This window comes from Alteromonas sp. McT4-15, assembly GCF_020515205.1.
Lineage (GTDB): Bacteria > Pseudomonadota > Gammaproteobacteria > Enterobacterales > Alteromonadaceae > Alteromonas.
Genome location: NZ_JAJALG010000003.1, coordinates 117,213 through 135,092 on the forward strand (window position 1 = coordinate 117,213; position 17,880 = coordinate 135,092).

Here is a 17,880-nt window from a genome sequence, read left to right on the forward strand (position 1 = left end):
TTTATCCTCACATTAACCAAGCGGCAGATTATTGCCCTTGACCGAGTTGAAGCACGCGGCGGAAAATTCTTTTGGTTGTATCGGCAACTTGCACATTTGTCTCGTAAGCTTTTGACGCCGACATCATATTCGCCATTTCTTCCACAATGTTGACGTTCGGCTTATAGATGTAGCCATTCTCGTCTGCCATTGGGTTATTTGGTGCATACTCCACTTGAAGTGGCGCATCGCTCTCTACAATGCCTCTTACCTGCACGCCAGTACCTTTTGACTGATCGCGCATGGCATCTTGAAGCGCTGTTGCAAACACAGGGTGTCTTGCTCGGTAGGTCTCGTTGTAACTACTGCTCACCGAATTCGCATTGGCGATATTACTTGCAGTGGTATTTAAGCGCACATTTTCCGCTTCCATACCTGTGCTCGATATTGTCATTACATTAAAAAGACTCATGACTATTGACCTCCAGAGCTTAACGCTTTCTTCATGCCTTTAATTTTTCCATTCAAAAATTCAAGACTTACTTGATAACGCAACCCATTATCTAAAAATCGATTTCTTTCGGCTTGTACTTCAACAGAGTTCCCGTCTCCCGTATCAGGTTGAGTCGGGATTCGGTATTTCATGTCAAAATTTGCCGATACTGACGTTGAATTGCCGCCTATGTGGCGAGAATTTGTCCTAACGAGACCACCTGAAGAGTGAGAAGATACGCCCCCCGAGCTTTCTTTCATTGCAGACTGCATAGCTTTGTTAAAATCGATATCTCTGGCTTTGTAGCCAGGTGTATTGGCGTTGGCAAGGTTGCCCGCAATCACTTCCATACGCTCTGTGCGTATCTTGAGCGCGGATTCGTGAAACCCTACTAATTTGTCTAAATTAATTGCCATAAATCGACCTCTGACTTACTCGTATTGCTTTCTCTGCGTTCATCTTTTGGCTTGGCGTTTATTTGCCCACAAGATGAGAAATGAAAAAGTCTCTTCTAAGCATGTGATGTGTGTAGAAGTTCAACACACGTCATCGATACTTATTTTTGATTGCGGTTAGGCTTTCTTGAAGATTATTTAGCAAAGCAGATGCCAAAATGTGTTTTTGACGGGGAAAGAGAAGTAAGAAAACGGGTTCAATTAGAAGAAAAACACTTATTAATCAAACCCATATTAATATTTATTTTTTTTGATAGTAGAGCCCAGGGTGGCACTTAACCATGCTGTAGATATCACTCGCTGCGCTAATAGATTCAGAAGCGCCAAGGAACAGTACGCCATCACTTTGCAGCTGTCCGGCAATTTGTTGCAGTATTCGCTGTTTAACTTGAGGTGAAAAATAAATAAGGACGTTGCGGCAAAAAACGATGTCGAAGCGGCCAAGACCTGCATAACTTGACAACAAATTAAGACTTCTAAACGATACCATTCGCCGAACTTCAGGCTTCACTTGCATCAGGCCTGTTTCGTGTTGCTCAAAAAAAGTGTCACGGCGCTGAGCAGAAAGACCACGAGCAAGTGAAAGTTCGTCATAGATACCTTGCTCGCACTTCTTAAGCATTTCAGAAGAAAGATCAGTTGCCACTATTTCAACGCCAGCACGCAGAGCGCCCGGCCGCTGACGCTGGAACTCAAGTACTGACATGGCAATAGAATATGGCTCTTGGCCGGAAGAGCATGCCGCACTCCAGATCCTAATCTTCTGATTCTTAGATGCGAGTTTTGGCAATAAATCCTTAATGAGAAGATCGAACGGGTAATTATCTCGAAACCACAACGTTTCGTTTGTGGTCATTGCATCGATCACACCTTGCAGAAGTGTGCGATCAAAACCGCGCACAACAACATCGATAAGTTCATCCGCAGATTCGTACTTATGCTTGTATAGCAAAGAGGCAAGGCGGCTTCGTACTAAGTACTGTTTATTGTCACCTAATACAATACCGCACTGCTTTTCGAGAAAGTCTCTAAATTTAAGGTAACTTTCTGGCGAAACATCTTTATTAGCCAATGCAGTGTTGCTCCGTTACTCGCATTCAGTCATTAACCATTTTTGGACCGCTGTAGCCAACTCATCAGGGTGGAATTTAGCGATAAAGTCATCGGCCCCGACTTTCTGCACCATGGCTTGGTTGAACACACCACTTAATGAGGTATGTAAAACGACATGAAGCTTCTGAAGCTCTGGTGTATTTTTGATTTCGGCAGTAAGGGTGTAGCCGTCCATTTCAGGCATTTCAATATCCGATACCAATACACCTACTCGATTTGTTACATCACCATATTCTTCGGCAATCGCCTTTAGGCGGTTAAGTGCTTCTAACCCGTTTTTGGCAAGCTCTATTTCAAGCCCTAGGCTTGTTAGCGCCTTCTTCACCTGATTGCGCGCCACGGCAGAATCATCTGCAATAAAGATGATTTTGTTCTCTTGGCCTTGGGTGGTTAAGCCCTCTGCAACCTCAGTACTTACTTCAGCGTTGAGCGGTGAAATTTCATTTAAGATTTTTTCAACGTCGAGGATTTCGATTAGCTCATTTTCTACTTCTGTAACTGCGGTCAAATAGCTGGCACGCCCTGTACCTTGAGGTGGCGGCATAATAGCATCCCAGTTTGTATTGATGATGCGCTCTACAGCACCCACCAAAAATCCCTGAACAGAGCGGTTGTATTCAGCGATTACAATAAAGGCGTTTTTTAAATCCTCAATGCGCTTACCACCGGTAGCCATGCTCAGGTCTATTACTGAAATTGTTTGCCCACGAATATGTGCAACGCCGCGTACTAGCGGGTTCAACTTCGGCATTGCGGTTAGAGGTGGACATTGAAGTACTTCACGCACTTTAAACACGTTAATCCCAAAACGCTGACGTCCGTTCAGTCTAAACAGCAACAGCTCTAAACGATTCTGTCCAACGAGCTGGGTGCGCTGGTTAACTGAATCTAAAATCCCCGACATAGGTCACCTCTAAGTAATACTGGGCATGATCATTGCCTACTATGTTTAAGATAGACAATATCACTAAATTTTTGCAGGTCAAACGACAGAAAAATGACGCTTGCTTCTGGTTATCGACCAAAATGCACGTTACTGCAACTTTGTTATCTGCATTGAGTTACTTAAGCATAGTCAATAACTCAACAACTGAACACGAAAAGTCATGATGAAAAATACGTACGCCAGCCTAAGCAGAACCATTTATTCGTTCGTCACACTCGTTGCGATGGGTCTTGTTCCCATTTCGAGTGATGCTTCGCAAAGTATGCACGAAAAAGTCGAAGAAGGCGCGAAACAATATTTATTGTCACAACTTGCTGATAACTCTCAAGATACTAGCACTGATGTGTCAATTGTGAAGATAGACGATAGAATAAACATTCCCAATTGCCCTACTGGCTTCCAATACCATGCTTCTGATGAAGCGCTCGCTCAGTCGTACATATCTGTTCGTGTAAGTTGTGGCGATAATGATTGGTATTTATTCACAAGTGGTCAAGTTACGCGCACTACGGAAATTGTGGTGACTCAAGGCGCGGTAAGTCCAGGAACGGTTTTGACCGCTTCAAACCTATCACTTGCCAAAGTGGATATTCGAAAACTTAGATTTACCGCTTTCACTGATATTGATGCGCTTGTTGGCGCTCGCGTAAAACGGCGGGTAACTGATGGTCAGGCGCTGCAAAGCAATATGCTATGCTTTGTATGTAAAGGTGATAGGATTACCATTACCGCGCAGGTGGCTGGGATGGAAGTAAAAACAGCTGGAATTGCCCAACAAGACGGTGTTGTAGGTGATAACATTAAAGTTATTAACGCCACGAGCCAAAAGCCTGTTATTGCAAGAGTCGCCAGTTCAGAAGAAGTCGTGATACACTTGTAATTGAGGCAGTGAAAATCTACCGCTTTTGTTAGTAAAAAGGCTAAAGAAATTACGCGCTAGGCCGATACAAATAACAGAGGCAAAAAGGTAGTGAGGATTAATTATGGCAATTAACAATATAAACAATGGGTTACCTAAAACTCCCGTTGATAATGGCAAGGTTGCGCAGCAAAATCAAACGCAGCAAGCCCAACAACAGGCATCGGCTCAGACTGCATCGACAGCACCTGTGCCACGTCAAGATTCTGTTTCGTTGACACAATCGGCGCAGCAGTTAAATCAAGTTCAAAAGAAAGGGTCTGAAGCGCCTGTGAATCAGGAAAAAGTGGATCGTCTTAAAAAAGCAATTCAAAGTGGTGAGTACCGCGTTAATCCAGAAGTACTGGCTAACAAAATTGCAAAACTTGAGTCAGAAATCTTCAGCTCAAAGTAAAACTCATGCCCGTTGGCGTCTAGAGTCCACTAATCTTTAAAGTAATTTAGTAAGTAGCTTAATAAGTAATGTAATACAGGTATCGAAGTGACAGAACAGATGAGCAATTTGGAACAGGCACTAAGCAAACAGGTAGAACAACTTTCTACACTCGCTTTATTGCTTGAAAAAGAATTGCAATTGATCAGTTCCCGCGAAGCAGAATCACTCATGCGTTTGCTCGACGAGAAGTCTGTCTTACTGGAAGCTATTCAAACTCTTGACGGTCAGGTGGAGCAGTTGATAAATGCTGCTCAAGAAATGACTGAAAAAGAAGAAGCGTTACTAGATAAAGCAAAGTCGCTTTTAGACGATTGTAAGTATCGAACTCAAATCAATCAAAAAGCCGTTGAGCAAGGACAGCTACGCCTCACACACCTACGCAATTTGATGATGGAGTTACGCGCCAAAGAATCGTTGACTTACGATAAGAAAGGTAAACCGAAAGGTGGCACTTTGGGTTCTGGCGTAAGTGCGTAACGCAATTTAACTCGGCACTACCTTAATAGTATTTAACGTTCTTCACCCTTCTAGGCTTTGCTGTCGTTAGGTAAAGGTCGTAGACCTGCTTCATATCTAATGAGAGTTCGGTAACATAAGTGTTATCTCCAACAGGATACGCCTTCATAACCTCAGCGCCACGGATAACACCTTCTACTGATGCTTTGAGTGTTTCACTTTCAACCACAAGACTCGAGACAGATTGGTTACCTTCTAAACGCTGCCCGTATACTTGTTCAGCTAACTCGCGATAGGCATCAAGTTTTGAAGCTCTCATTGCCATTATTAGCTTAGCGCTCTCACTGTCACCGCGCTGAGAGTCAATAGGCGCATAACCAACCGCTTTAAGTATAGGATAGCTCTCGGGTTCTACCGTTTCCCATTCCACATGCTTGTCGATAATGCCACAGCCACCCAAAGAAAGTGCAGCCCCTAGCGAAATAGCAAGCAACGAAGATTGACCGATATTCTTAAGTTTCTTAGACACTTTACATGGCATAACCGTATTTCCTGGCAAAAACAACTCAGACAACATTTTGACGCTGTTAAGCGTCTATTGGCTTTGAATTAATGTAACAGTTATTCATAAAGCAATTTGTGCGCCCATTTGAACTACTCTCGTAAACCTGAATCCATTGTAAGTTTGATTACGGGCTATAAATTGCCTGAAATGCTATGCAATCAATAGACGGATTTTTGGCAAAGATTATTGGCATCTTTTTAGCATATCCCATATGCGTTTGCTTCTTGCCTTAATAGACAAGGTATAAACAGCGCGGTAAAAGCCGCGCACAACAATACAACCAAACGCCCTTATCAATAGACGCCTGACGCGCGTTGCGTCAAGGTATTAGTGACATTTTACAGAGGTGTATTGTGCGACATTTAAATAGAGTGACAGCAACAGCCCTATTTAACATTGTTGTGGTGGTCATTTGCCTAATTGCACTTTTTATGGGGCAAGCAAATGCCGCATGGTATGAAGCTAAAGGACAAGCCGTTATTATTGATGGCGATAAAGAAGGCGCAAGAAAGAAAGCTACGCAAGAAGCACTAAAACAAGCAATGTTATTCGCTGGTGCGTCTATCCACAGTGTACACACACTTACTAATGGGCTGCTTGAAAACGAAGAAATGACAATCAGCGCCTCAGGCGAAGTTGCTCAATTAGAATTAGTCGATGAAATATACAATGGCAACGTTATTACCGTCAGTATCAGAGCCGATATCTTTCCAAAAGCACAATCATGTGACGCACAATTTGATGAGAAACACTTTTCAACAACGCGCTTTTTAGTTAAAAGCCGTCAGCAACTCACTCATGGTAACATTGTAAACTTTGACCAGGCATTTACTGAGCGCTTTGGTTTTATAATGCGCAATACCACCGACAACCTGAAACTTACGCACATAGCGCCCCACACTGCCCAATTTAAAACCCAATTTACCGAACAAAATGTGCGCAATCTTTCTCAGCAAAGCAACACGCAGTACGTTATTCTCGGCAGTATAGACGACCTCAGTATTGAAACATCTCCATCATCAATTTTCACACCTTGGAAAGACGACAAACAGCATAGACATTTTTCGCTTACCCTGCGCGTATACGATGGTATCAATGGTGGTCTTCTGTTCACGCACAATTACAAAACACGTGCGCAGTGGAGTTTTGACAAGTTTGAGAATGTTGACGAATACTCAACCGCATTTTGGCAGTCCCGTTATGGGCAAGCAGTGCAAGAGCTCGTTGAAGACGCCGTGCAAGATATAAAAGAAGCGACAGCATGCCAGCCAATTACAGGGCGAGTTATCCACGTTGCAGGCGATGTTATTTCGGTGTCTTTGGGGCACGATAACGGCGTTAGTAATAATGATGAACTATACGTTTATCAATCAAAAGAAGTCATAGACAACTATGGCCGTAAATACCTTCAATATCACCTTTACCCAGGTACTTTTGTTGTGCGTAACGCGTATAGCAACTCCTCGTCAGTAGTGAGTAAGAATACAGGTATTGTGGCTAATATTCAGGAGAACGATTTTGTTGTGAAGAAATAGTGTGATTCTATTCTATGGGTTAACAGGACTAATTTTTTACGTATAATCAAGATGCTGTCCTCATAGTTTAACTGGATAAAACAAGAACCTCCTAAGTTTTAGATCTGCGTTCGAGTCGCGGTGGGGACGCCATTTTCGTGATATTTTTACATACCTTTAACGTAAATTGCTAAGATCTTTTGTCTTGCAATTTGTGCATTTCGTGGAAAAAGTCGATTTTTAATGAAAAAAACTCGCCTAAAGTATTAAAAAAATAGCATTTTTGGGCTAACTGAAAATTTATACGAAAGTATTAAGCTGTTTTTCGAGTACAAAAAATACACTCCGAATCTATAAAAATCCCATTAAAAACAAAAGCTAACGAAGTTAATAATTCCAATTCTCACCTGAAATCAAGGCACTGCTTAATTAGTTATGTGTGTTGATACTTTATCTTTTGTCAAGTCATGTGGTTGAATAACCGTCGAAGTATGCTAGCAGTCTAAAACAGCGTACATCACCACTATAAAATTTATAACGTTTTCGTGTCACTGGAATTTCGGTGACACTTTTAGGGATAATTTGGGATATACACATGAAAAAACGCTTAGTCTCTCTTGCGCTACTTTCAACGCTATCTGCTTCAACAATTGCTGCAAATAGCACATTTCAAGCTACTGTAAATGCCATCTCTGATGCGGCAATTGCACAAACTACTGCACTTCATTTTGGTGCGATGCAACCAACTTCAGGTGCCGTTTGTACAATGGACAACACAGGTGCAGTTACAGGAAGCTGTGATGCAACCAACGCAAACATTGCTATTGGTCTAATCACAGTAAGTGGGCTGACCGCTAACGTACCACTAAACGTAACCGTTACAGGTCAAGCTGGTACTAACGTTTCATTTGTATCTGAGTTTGATATCAACGGCGCTGTTGGTACACATGAAAATAACGCTGACAACACCGCTATTGCTGTAACGACTAATGGTACGGGTGATAACTTAACGCTTGACGTATACGGTCAGATGACTGTTACTACTGCACTAACACCTGGTGACAGCTATACAGCAAACTACATCGTAGATGTATCTTTCCAGTAAAACTGCTAAAGTAGGGTGCTAATTCAAGCACCCTTTCACTCTCAAATCATGCAGTTGGGACCTTCACTTTATGCGCAGTACACCATTCTTTTCTCGTTTCTTTTTTTATACATTTTTACTTTTTGGGCTAATACTTTCAACGCAGGTTTCAGCCAATGTCGCGCTATCTAAATTTAGAGTCTATTTCGACGGTAAAACCCGAACCGCTTCACTGCAATTAAGAAATACGGGTGCTAAAGAGTTTAAGTACACTGCTGAATTAACGCTTAACGAAATGACCGAAGAGGGTGCTATTTACAGCGTTAATAGCGACCCATTGGCTGCCGATAAGTTTATTCGCTTTTCGCCAAAGCGAGGCACTATTAAGCCGGGTGAAAGACAGGCGCTACGCTTTGCCTTAAGAAAACCATCAGGGCTTGCCGATGGCGAATATCGCGCGGTATTGCGTATCGTCACTGAACTTGCTCCTACTGAAGGCGGAAACGTTAACCTTGCAAGTAAACTGGCATACAACGTACCCATTATAGTTCGTCACGGTGAGGTGTTTGCTGAATCAAGTCTCGCCTCACCCTCTACCGTGATGCATAACGGGCAGCCCCATATACAGGTATGGCAAACAAGAACGGGGAATCGTTCATTGTTCGGCGATTATGTAGTGGAAACAACAGATGGTGAAACCTTAGGCGTGCTAAACAACGTAGCCGTTTATCGTCCTCTCGAACGCAGAAAAGTATTAATACCATTAATTAATGCGTCAAAAGGCGACGTGGTAATCCGTTATACAGAAAACGAAAAGTTTGGTGGTAGTCTAGTACTCTCTATCCCCCACACTATTAACTAACCCACTGTTAGATCTTTATGTTCAGGCTCGTTCTGCTTTTGCTGCTTGCGTTAACAAATAGTGCGCTTGCGGCAAATTGTAAACTTGACGAGCCTTTTAAGCGCGTAACACTCGACGAAGACAACTTTTATATTGCCGTTTTACGTTTAAACGGGCGCCCGGTGTGGGACGGTTTAGATGTTTACAACGTCGATGATCATTTGCTTGTGCCTGTTTCACTTCTTGTTGATGCAATGGGCCTGAATTGGAACATAGACATTCCTACGAATAATATTGCTTCGCAAGGCGCTGAAAGCCACTGCGATTTTGATATTCAATTTTCATCTACCAGTACAAACTCTCGCGACTTCCTTTATTGGAGTAAAGACGATTTTGACCTTTACATTGATGTAAATGCGCTGCCAGCTTTGCTGCCCGTAAGTTATGAGTTCGATGATTCACTTTTGGTATTAAGTCTTACCAGCAATGATATAGAATTTATAGATACCACAGAGCCTCAGTTGATTGTCCCAACGTTTTATAAAAAAGATACCGAGAGTATCGACCGTGTTATTGACGATACGTACCACTTTTATACCTCCCCATTGTTTAGTTATCGCGTTGTAGCGCAAGACAGGAACGCGCAATCAGAACGATTAAGTGTCAATATCAATGCTGGTTTCGATTTACTTAAGCACGAAACCAACTTTCGAATGAGTAGAGTAAGGGATACTAGCCAACACTTCTTACGACTGACGAGAACGTTAGAGGATACCGCGACGTTACTTAGCGAACGAGGCTTAACCTACGAATTAGGTGATATTCAATTAATCGGAGACAATGTTGTCACCTCCCCCAGCCAATCGCTGGGTTTCCTCGTTCACAACGGCGATGACAAGGGGCGACGGAACTTTTCCAAAACCACTATTGAAGAGTTTGTACTTCCGGGTTGGCGTGTGCAGCTGTTTAGAAATGGGCAGTTTATCGATGAAAAATTCAGTGACGATCAAAACAAAGTACTGTTTGAAGATATAGATACGTTTTACGGAAACAACTTCTTCGAACTTAAACTTTACGGTCCTGAAGGACAACAGGAAACCCGAAATCAAACTGTTAGTGTTGGGCAAGAGCAAACACAAAAAGGTGACATCGATTTTAGTTTTGGGGTGAATGACAATAATTATCGCTTGTTAGATGGCAAAGTTTCTGAAAGTGGTTTAGGGAAATCAGTATTAGCGAAGGTAGGCGTGGGCTTAACTGATGATACAAGTATATCTGGCACTTACCAACGTTTATGGCTTAACGATACACCACTCGATTATTACACCAGCGCAATAGACACGCAATTTAAAGGTTCTGCGTTGCATGTATCCCTTACACAGCAAGAACAAGGTGGTTATGCGACGTTTGTTGGATGGAATGGAAGGATAAATCAGGATGTTGTATTTAACTTTTCAAATCGACATCTTAGTGACTTTGTTAGTCAGCGCTATGGTGAAAACTCGCTTATTGAAAACGAAACCACCGCTCGAATTAATGGGCAAACTGAATTATTTGGGCGGCTAGGCTGGAACGCCAACCTGTCGTATCGTACGTTTAAGCGAACAGATGACAATGCTAGCCTCGGGCTAAACATAAATAATAATTTATTGGGCGGTACGTTTTCTGGTGGTGTAGTGTTAGGCAAGAATACTGCGGAACCTGTAACAGGCCGATTGTATTACTCTAAGCAAATTGAAGGCTGGCAAGTTGCCAGTGCTTGGGACTTTGTTCCGTCAGATGGCTTTAATACCGACACGTTTTATGTTGCATTGCGCTGGCCTTATTTACTATCTCAGCATCGAGAAACACGCTTACAGTACAGAGCAAGCGGTACGAACAACCTTGAAGTGCAACATCAGCACAACTGGACCTTCGACTTTGTTAACGTGGGATTAGGAGGAACGCTTGGTGAAGATGGCGACTGGTCAATAAATCTCACGTTTACAGGCAATATCAATTATAACCCGTACAGTCGCGCATTTAATTTTGACAGAGCGGCTACTCCAGCAGCAGGCAGAATAGATGCTTTTGCATTCCTTGATGCAAACAGAAACAATCAATTCGACAGCAATGAGCAACCTCTAGAGGGTGTGAACTTCAAAGGTAATTCGCAATGGCGCAATGATTACACCAATGAAGAAGGTAAAGCGCGCATTATTACCAGTCACAATTTCCAAACGTTATCGATTGATAGCGCCTCACTGCCCGATCTCTATATGATAGCCGCAGACAATAATGTTGAAGTACTGACGCACAGCGGTGGTGTAAACCAAGTGAATTTACCGGTACACACCATAAGCGATGTAGAAGGCACACTTTTCCTTGTTAGCGAACAACAAAGTCGCGGCGCCCCCAGGGTTCAATTAAACATTGTTGATGAAAGTGGCCATAATGTGGCCACAACTTATACCGAGAGTGATGGTTATTTTTACGTTACGCAACTTCCACCCGGGGAGTACGAACTTGAAATAGACGAAGGCTACTTACAACGAAATGCGCTAAGCGTAAGTAGCAATTCATTGTCATTTATTGCACCTACTGAAGGTGATTCCATCTACTTAGACGACATCAAACTTATCAAGTCAATCGAATCGTCACAAGGTCTCCAATTAGACGATGATAGTCAATTTACCGAAAGTTCGATTATTGATGCCGATGTTAAATACGAAATACAAATTGGTATTTTTAGACATGCTCGTTCGATAAGTGAAGTCGTTAGACACCTCCCTACTACACCGAGCTCAATGCAGTATTATCGCAATCATAGATTAGCCATGACCTATGTAACGGTTGGCGGGTTTACAAGTATTACTGATGCATCGCTATTTTTAGAAGCAATTCAAAGTCACGTTGCGTTTAGTAACGCATTTATTAGTCCTGTTACGCGCTATGAAGGCGAAGATTGGACAAGAGAAACGGTTGTTTATGAATTTGATGAGAAAATTGAAGAGTCGCAACGTGCACTTGCAAAGAGCCTACCCAAACAAATATGTCAGTTGTCTGCATACTACTCCAAGGCATCCGTAAACCCACAAATACTTATATTACACCCAGAATTATTGCTTGTGCCAAACTCACCTGCAGATGCAACATTTTATCGATTGTTAGCACCGGTTAACGAAAATGGTACGTGTGTTGATGACTACCTCGATCATCAATATCGAGACGCACCGTTCATGATCCGCGCTGCGAACGTTCTTCACTAGAGCGCATTGAATTAAAAGGGTTATTGAAAGTTTACGTTAACGGTATAACTGGCTTGATATGTGTCACTGCTTTGCAATTCAGACAACACTTCTAAGTTTCCATGCACACTGATAGTCATGGTGTCGGTTGGCTGAATAGTAGTAACGGAAACACTTTGATCGCCATCGCTATCCGTACTGACTATACTATCGACCGTTATGGCAGGCTGAAAACGCAGTATGCCGTTATCAGAACCGACGACTTCAATTTGATATTCTTGGTTGGCAAGCAACCCAGATATATCGATTAGCCCAACAGAGATATTGGCGTTAGCGCTCACGCAGGCGCCTGATACCGTACCAGAGTTGTCAAGCGAACAGGTTGAGCCTGAAGTGTTGAGTATGCTTCCAAAATGCAGTGGGCTCGCCTCACTGATACTCGGTTCGTCGAATGCCGTAACTGCAGCCTGGAATACTGTGGACGCGGCAGTAACCGGCACAGTAATCAATAGGCAACACAATAGCGTTAGACGTAAAAACATAATTAGAACACTCATCAGATAATACTGAGTATTATAGCCTATTCTTAACCTTGTGCTTAATATCCAGCGACGAAAAATCACCTTCTATATATACCAAAGTATAAATAGACAAAAGTATAAGATCAGAATGCATTACCTAGTCGTATGCGAATGGATATATTGTAAAAACAATATTGCGCCCCACATTAAAGTAAGCGAATCAAAGAAGCGAGTAGTTAACGGGAGCTAACCATGATGTATGAAGATAATGATGATTTAAGTTCGTTCTTTGATGAAATGAAAGACGTTAGACGTATTAAAAGCGATAATGTGGCTCAACTTCACGACCCAGAAAGTGCGCTAGAGAAAAAACGAAAACGCGCATCCTCCCAAGATAGTATTCGAGATAAGTTATTAAATCCTCTGAGTATGGAAGGCGTAAAACCGGTACCGCCTGATGATTTTATAGCCTTTCAACAACCAGGGATCCAAGATGGGGTGTTTAAAAAACTTCGTTTGGGCAAATACCCTTTAGAGAATAAAATTTCGCTAAAAGGAATTTCATTAAAAGAAAGTTGTGATCGCGTTTATCAAACCATTAAACAAAGTCATGAGCGGGGCGTTCGCGCACTGCTTATTCAACACGGACAAGGCCTTGACAGTAAGCCGTTTCCAGCTTTAAAGAAAAGTTATGTGAACCATTGGCTGCGTGAGCTTGAAGAGGTCATTGCGTTTCACACAGCCCAACCATTGCATGGCGGTTTTGGGGCTACTTATGTTTTACTTAAAAAACATCCTGATCAGAAGATGATCAATAGGGAAAATAACAGAAAACGCTAACGCGTATTATCTCGCGTTTTTTAGCCCCCTAAATGAGTAACGCCCGTAACAGGAAACCTGCTACGGGCGTTAGAATTTTTCTTTCAGACTACTTAACTGAAGACTGCACACTAAGCGTCGATGGAGCATCGGCTGATTTCGCTGAAGTGCTAAACACAGCAGTAACGAACATCAGAACTACAGCAACAGCTACTCCGGTTAAGCCAAACCCTTTTGAAGAACGATTCATTAGTCGTCTCTTATTATTAAAGCCAGCGTATGACTTCGCAACCACGTTGCTTACCACTGGTACAACCCCAACTAAACTCCTGTAACCTAAGCGCATTCCTTGCTTGCACTACAATAGATCAGAGATCCGCTATTGACAAGAGCAAAAAGCAGATTTTTGACGCTTTGCCAAAGGTTTGACACAAAAGGTCTGCTACTTTGGTAAAAAAACGGCTATTTTTGTTTAAATTCAACACGCATTGATGATGAATCTTTCAAAATAGCCGTTTTACTTATTACTGAGATCCGTCAGTTATTAGCCAACAAATTTGCGTGCATTTCTAAAGATACGCATCCACGCGCCATCTTCTTGCCAATCATCCGGACGCCACGAGTTCGCTACCGCTCTAAATACACGTTCTGGGTGCGGCATCATAATTGTACTGCGCCCATCTGAAGACGTTAAACCTGTGATCCCTTGTGGTGAACCATTTGGGTTTGCCGGGTATTGCATCGTTGGCTTGCCGTAGTTGTCTACATAACGCATCGCCACTTGCGCACTCACTTGTGCCAGGGCATTATCGTTGGCAAATTCAGCCTGACCTTCACCGTGTGACACGGCAATTGGCATACGAGAACCCGCCATGCCGTCAAGTAACACCGACTTAGACTCCATTACCTCAACCATAGCAACACGGGCTTCAAATCGCGCCGACTGGTTAGTGACAAAGTGTGGCCAGTGTTCAGTACCAGGAATCAATGATTTAAGGTTTGATAGCATCTGACAGCCGTTGCATACACCTAAGCTAAAGGTGTCGTTGCGTTTAAAGAAGCCTTCAAATTGGTCGCGCGCTATACTATTAAACAAAATAGACTTAGCCCAGCCTTCGCCCGCACCGAGTACGTCACCGTAAGAGAAACCGCCACAAGCAGCAAGGCCAGCAAACTGTTCAAGCGTTATACGACCGGCCAACACATCACTCATATGAACGTCGATAGCGTCGAAGCCTGCGCGAGTAAATGCCGCTGCCATTTCAAGATGCGAATTGACGCCCTGCTCTCTTAGAATGGCGACTTTTGGCTTGACGCCCTTAGCAATATAAGGCGCAGCAATGTCTTCATTAACATCATAAGACAAAGCAACATGCAAACCTGGGTCTTCAGCGTCTTGCTTAGCAGCGTGCTCTTGTTCTGCGCACTCAGGGTTATCACGCAGCTTCTGCATTTCAAACGTAGTTTGCGCCCATGTAGTGCGCATAGCAACGCGACTGTCGGTAAGTACAGCAACGCCATCTCGACTGAACTCAATCATGTCTGTCGTGTTAAGCGTGCCGATATCGTGGGTAAGGTCAGTGAGGTCAAACTCGGCCAACACAGCATTAACCGCGTCTATATCGCTTTCGAGCACTTGAATAACGCCACCTAGTTCTTCATTGAACAATACAGCAACCTCATTGCCTTTAAGGGTATCAAGTGTAACGCTCACGCCTGTCTTACCGGCAAACGCCATTTCAGCAACTGTAGTAAACAGGCCACCATCAGAACGGTCGTGATAAGCTTGAACTAACCCTTTTTCAATGAGTGCCTGCATGGCGTCAAAGAAGCCTTTAAGGCGCTGTGCACTGACAACATCCGCTGGGCTATCACCAAGCTGTGTATACACTTGAGCTAAACAGCTCGCACCCAAGCGATTTTTACCTTCACCAAGATCAAGCAATAACAAACGGCTTGCGCCTTTGTCAGTGCGTAACTGAGGCGTCACTGTCTTACGGATATCTTTAACAGCACCAAACGCTGAAATAACCAGTGACAACGGTGAAGTAACCGCTTTATCTTCACCGTTCTCATTCCATGCCGTTTTCATAGACATTGAGTCTTTACCAACAGGTATCGTTAGGCCAAGCTCTGGGCAAAGCTCTTCACCTACGGCTTTTACTGCTTCGTAAAGGCCAGCATCTTCACCCGGGTGTCCCGCTGCCGCCATCCAGTTTGCCGAAAGTTTAATGCGCTTGATATCGCCAATGTTTGCCGCAGCAATGTTCGTTAGCGCTTCACCAACGGCAAGGCGCGCAGACGCGCCGTGCGATAGCAAAGCCACTGGCGTACGTTCGCCCATCGACATCGCTTCACCGTGATACGTATCAAATGCAGTGGCCGTTACCGCCACATCAGCAACAGGCACCTGCCATGGACCTACCATTTGATCGCGGCTTACAAGACCTGTTACAGAGCGATCGCCAATGGTAATTAGGAACGTTTTCTCAGCAACCGTTGGCAAAGATAAAATGCGATTCGCAGCATCAGCTAGTGTAATACCTGTCTCATCGAGTGCAGGCGAGCTGACTTTTGTAGAACTTACGTCGCGATGCATTTTAGGTGGCTTACCTAAAAGTACATCAAGCGGCATATCAATAGGTTTATTATCAAACTGGCTATCGTTAAGGTTTAGGTGTTGCTCTGCCGTTGCCTCACCAACCACGGCAAACGGCGCGCGTTCGCGGGCACAAATCGCTTCGAACACTGGCATATTTTCAGGTGCAACAGAGAGTACATAACGCTCTTGTGACTCATTACACCACAATTCAAGTGGCGTCATACCAGGTTCATCTGACAGTACTTTTCTTAGTTCAAAATTACCGCCACGGCCGCCGTCATTGACAAGTTCAGGTAATGCGTTTGAAAGGCCGCCCGCACCAACATCGTGTATAAACTGAATTGGGTTGTTTTCGCCTAATTGCCAACACGCATCAATGACTTCCTGACACCGACGCTCCATTTCTGGGTTGTCACGCTGTACAGAGGCAAAATCTAAATCTTCGTTCGATTGGCCAGACGCCATTGACGATGCAGCACCGCCACCAAGGCCAATATTCATCGCTGGGCCACCCAACACGATTAGCTTCGCGCCAACCGTAATCTCGCCTTTCTCGATGTGTTCACGACGAATGTTACCTAATCCACCAGCCAGCATAATAGGCTTGTGGTAACCACGAACTTCAACGCCGTTGAAACTATTAACTTCTTGCTCAAACGTACGGAAATAACCCAGTAACGCAGGACGACCAAACTCATTGTTAAACGCCGCACCACCAAGTGGTCCTTCAAGCATGATATCAAGCGCACTTACAATGCGCTGAGGCTTACCATACTGTATCTCCCACGGTTGCTCAGCCCCCGGAATACGTAAGTTAGATACAGTAAAACCAACCAAGCCCGCTTTAGGTTTTGAACCTCGACCAGTTGCACCTTCATCACGAATTTCACCACCTGAGCCGGTTGCTGCACCAGGGAAAGGCGAAATAGCAGTTGGATGGTTATGCGTTTCTACCTTCATCAATATATCGATATTTTCATGATGGTATTCGTATTGGTGTGACTGCGGATTTGGGAAAAAGCGCCCTGCTTGCCATCCTTCCATGACTGCCGCGTTGTCTTTGTAAGCGGAATACACATGATCAGGTAACAACTCGTAGGTGTTTTTGATCATTTTAAACAACGATTTTTCTTGGTCTTCGCCGTCAATTGTCCAACTCGCGTTGAAAATCTTGTGGCGGCAATGTTCAGAGTTTGCTTGAGCAAACATATAAAGCTCTACATCGGTAGGGTTTCTTCCTAGCTTTGTAAAACTATCAAATAGGTAGTCGATCTCATCATCCGCTAAAGCTAGGCCTAACGAGACATTGGCATTTATCAACGCATCTTTGCCTTCACCTAGTACATCTACACTGGTGAATGTATTTGCTTCAGTGTGGGCAAATAGTACAGCAGCATCGTCTGTGTTCGAAAATACAGACTCAGTCATACGGTCGTGAAGAAAACTTGCAATCAGAGCAAAATCATCTTCAGTCAGTTCACTCTCTGTCTCAATATAAAACGCACAGCCTCGTTCAATACGATTAATGCTTTTTAGACTACAGTTATGAGCGATGTCGGTGGCTTTGGAAGACCAGGGAGAGATAGTGCCGGGGCGAGGAGTTATGAGGAAGAGGGTTCCAGTGGGGGTTTGTGCTTGCCTCGCGGGGCCGTAAGTGAGCAGCTTTTCCAATATTTCTATGTGCTGCTTAGACAAATCACCCTGGGAATCGACTAGGTGAACATATTCGCTATAAAGGTTTTTGACCTTAACGCCGGATTGACCCAGCTTTGCAATCAGTTTAGTTTGGTTAAACTCTGACAGTGCAGGAGCGCCTCGAAGGACCAACATATTGATTTACCTGGTTTGTTAGAAACAACGACCACCAATGCGACACGTTGCCTCTTGGATTGATGAGTATTTCGGCGCGG

16 protein-coding genes and 1 tRNA gene are annotated in these 17,880 nt (G+C 43.6%); 9 read left to right on the plus strand and 8 right to left on the minus strand.

The features are described from left to right. Positions 1-28 precede the first annotated feature (28 nt). From flgC to LHL20_RS03815, 4 genes are all read right to left on the minus strand, one after another. Positions 29-451 (minus strand): flagellar basal body rod protein FlgC, encoded by a 423-nt coding sequence (gene flgC / locus LHL20_RS03800; RefSeq protein WP_159623580.1) that lies wholly within the window; start codon positions 449-451, stop codon positions 29-31. A 2-nt stretch (positions 452-453) separates the two neighbouring features. After that, positions 454-888, minus strand: coding sequence for a flagellar basal body rod protein FlgB (gene flgB, locus LHL20_RS03805; protein ID WP_226432304.1), 435 nt, complete (start codon positions 886-888; stop codon positions 454-456). A 280-nt stretch (positions 889-1,168) separates the two neighbouring features. Beyond that, complete coding sequence (locus tag LHL20_RS03810) at positions 1,169-1,999, minus strand: CheR family methyltransferase (protein WP_159623584.1); 831 nt, start codon at positions 1,997-1,999, stop codon at positions 1,169-1,171. Between the two features lie 15 nt (positions 2,000-2,014). After that, positions 2,015-2,944 (minus strand): chemotaxis protein CheV, encoded by a 930-nt coding sequence (locus tag LHL20_RS03815; protein WP_226432305.1) that lies wholly within the window; start codon positions 2,942-2,944, stop codon positions 2,015-2,017. Positions 2,945-3,146: 202 nt separating this feature from the next. On the opposite strand from LHL20_RS03815, the gene flgA reads away from it, so the two are divergent. The 3 genes from flgA (at position 3,147) to flgN (ending at position 4,818) form a co-directional block, all read left to right on the plus strand. Beyond that, positions 3,147-3,866, plus strand: coding sequence for a flagellar basal body P-ring formation chaperone FlgA (gene flgA / locus LHL20_RS03820; RefSeq protein ID WP_226432306.1), 720 nt, complete (start codon positions 3,147-3,149; stop codon positions 3,864-3,866). A gap of 103 nt (positions 3,867-3,969) precedes the next feature. Next, positions 3,970-4,299 carry a flagellar biosynthesis anti-sigma factor FlgM gene (gene flgM, locus LHL20_RS03825; RefSeq protein WP_226432307.1) on the plus strand — a complete coding sequence of 110 codons (330 nt, stop codon included), beginning with the start codon at positions 3,970-3,972 and terminating at the stop codon, positions 4,297-4,299. Between the two features lie 87 nt (positions 4,300-4,386). Then, positions 4,387-4,818, plus strand: a complete 432-nt coding sequence (gene flgN / locus LHL20_RS03830; RefSeq protein WP_226432308.1) for a flagellar export chaperone FlgN — start codon at positions 4,387-4,389, stop codon at positions 4,816-4,818. 22 nt (positions 4,819-4,840) lie between these two features. Here the strand turns inward: flgN and LHL20_RS03835 are convergent, their stop codons facing one another. After that, positions 4,841-5,338, minus strand: coding sequence for an LPP20 family lipoprotein (locus LHL20_RS03835; protein WP_226432309.1), 498 nt, complete (start codon positions 5,336-5,338; stop codon positions 4,841-4,843). Between the two features lie 377 nt (positions 5,339-5,715). On the opposite strand from LHL20_RS03835, the gene LHL20_RS03840 reads away from it, so the two are divergent. From LHL20_RS03840 to LHL20_RS03860, 5 genes are all read left to right on the plus strand, one after another. Next, complete coding sequence (locus LHL20_RS03840) at positions 5,716-6,897, plus strand: flagellar assembly protein T N-terminal domain-containing protein (RefSeq protein WP_226432310.1); 1,182 nt, start codon at positions 5,716-5,718, stop codon at positions 6,895-6,897. Between the two features lie 56 nt (positions 6,898-6,953). Next, positions 6,954-7,029 (plus strand) — tRNA-Arg (locus LHL20_RS03845). A gap of 442 nt (positions 7,030-7,471) precedes the next feature. Beyond that, positions 7,472-7,981, plus strand: coding sequence for a hypothetical protein (locus LHL20_RS03850; RefSeq protein ID WP_226432311.1), 510 nt, complete (start codon positions 7,472-7,474; stop codon positions 7,979-7,981). 70 nt (positions 7,982-8,051) lie between these two features. Beyond that, positions 8,052-8,822, plus strand: a complete 771-nt coding sequence (locus LHL20_RS03855; RefSeq protein ID WP_226432312.1) for a hypothetical protein — start codon at positions 8,052-8,054, stop codon at positions 8,820-8,822. A gap of 17 nt (positions 8,823-8,839) precedes the next feature. Beyond that, positions 8,840-12,049 carry a carboxypeptidase-like regulatory domain-containing protein gene (locus tag LHL20_RS03860; RefSeq protein ID WP_226432313.1) on the plus strand — a complete coding sequence of 1,070 codons (3,210 nt, stop codon included), beginning with the start codon at positions 8,840-8,842 and terminating at the stop codon, positions 12,047-12,049. Between the two features lie 20 nt (positions 12,050-12,069). Here LHL20_RS03860 and LHL20_RS03865 read toward each other — a convergent pair whose 3' ends face one another. Further along, on the minus strand, positions 12,070-12,585 hold the full coding sequence (locus LHL20_RS03865) for a hypothetical protein (protein ID WP_226432314.1): 516 nt from the start codon (positions 12,583-12,585) through the stop codon (positions 12,070-12,072). A gap of 216 nt (positions 12,586-12,801) precedes the next feature. On the opposite strand from LHL20_RS03865, the gene smrA reads away from it, so the two are divergent. Further along, positions 12,802-13,389, plus strand: coding sequence for a DNA endonuclease SmrA (smrA, locus tag LHL20_RS03870; protein ID WP_202264094.1), 588 nt, complete (start codon positions 12,802-12,804; stop codon positions 13,387-13,389). Between the two features lie 88 nt (positions 13,390-13,477). Here smrA and LHL20_RS03875 read toward each other — a convergent pair whose 3' ends face one another. Both LHL20_RS03875 and purL read right to left on the minus strand, forming a co-directional pair. Further along, a complete protein-coding gene (locus tag LHL20_RS03875) occupies positions 13,478-13,618 on the minus strand; it encodes a hypothetical protein (RefSeq protein ID WP_201283734.1) in 141 nt (46 codons plus the stop codon). Between the two features lie 294 nt (positions 13,619-13,912). Beyond that, entirely contained in the window at positions 13,913-17,800 is a 3,888-nt protein-coding gene (gene purL / locus LHL20_RS03880) for a phosphoribosylformylglycinamidine synthase (protein WP_226432315.1), read from the minus strand. Positions 17,801-17,880 lie beyond the last annotated feature (80 nt).

Bases quoted from the DNA above. Each gene is read 5' to 3' on its own strand.
- flgC (WP_159623580.1), bottom strand. From the start codon at position 451: ATGAGTCTTTTTAATGTAATGACAATATCGAGCACAGGTATGGAAGCG.
- flgB (WP_226432304.1), bottom strand. From the start codon at position 888: ATGGCAATTAATTTAGACAAATTAGTAGGGTTTCACGAATCCGCGCTC.
- LHL20_RS03815 (WP_226432305.1), bottom strand. From the start codon at position 2,944: ATGTCGGGGATTTTAGATTCAGTTAACCAGCGCACCCAGCTCGTTGGA.
- flgA (WP_226432306.1), top strand. From the start codon at position 3,147: ATGATGAAAAATACGTACGCCAGCCTAAGCAGAACCATTTATTCGTTC.
- flgM (WP_226432307.1), top strand. From the start codon at position 3,970: ATGGCAATTAACAATATAAACAATGGGTTACCTAAAACTCCCGTTGAT.
- LHL20_RS03835 (WP_226432309.1), bottom strand. From the start codon at position 5,338: ATGCCATGTAAAGTGTCTAAGAAACTTAAGAATATCGGTCAATCTTCG.
- LHL20_RS03850 (WP_226432311.1), top strand. From the start codon at position 7,472: ATGAAAAAACGCTTAGTCTCTCTTGCGCTACTTTCAACGCTATCTGCT.
- LHL20_RS03855 (WP_226432312.1), top strand. From the start codon at position 8,052: ATGCGCAGTACACCATTCTTTTCTCGTTTCTTTTTTTATACATTTTTA.
- LHL20_RS03860 (WP_226432313.1), top strand. From the start codon at position 8,840: ATGTTCAGGCTCGTTCTGCTTTTGCTGCTTGCGTTAACAAATAGTGCG.
- LHL20_RS03865 (WP_226432314.1), bottom strand. From the start codon at position 12,585: ATGAGTGTTCTAATTATGTTTTTACGTCTAACGCTATTGTGTTGCCTA.
- smrA (WP_202264094.1), top strand. From the start codon at position 12,802: ATGATGTATGAAGATAATGATGATTTAAGTTCGTTCTTTGATGAAATG.
- LHL20_RS03875 (WP_201283734.1), bottom strand. From the start codon at position 13,618: ATGAATCGTTCTTCAAAAGGGTTTGGCTTAACCGGAGTAGCTGTTGCT.
- purL (WP_226432315.1), bottom strand. From the start codon at position 17,800: ATGTTGGTCCTTCGAGGCGCTCCTGCACTGTCAGAGTTTAACCAAACT.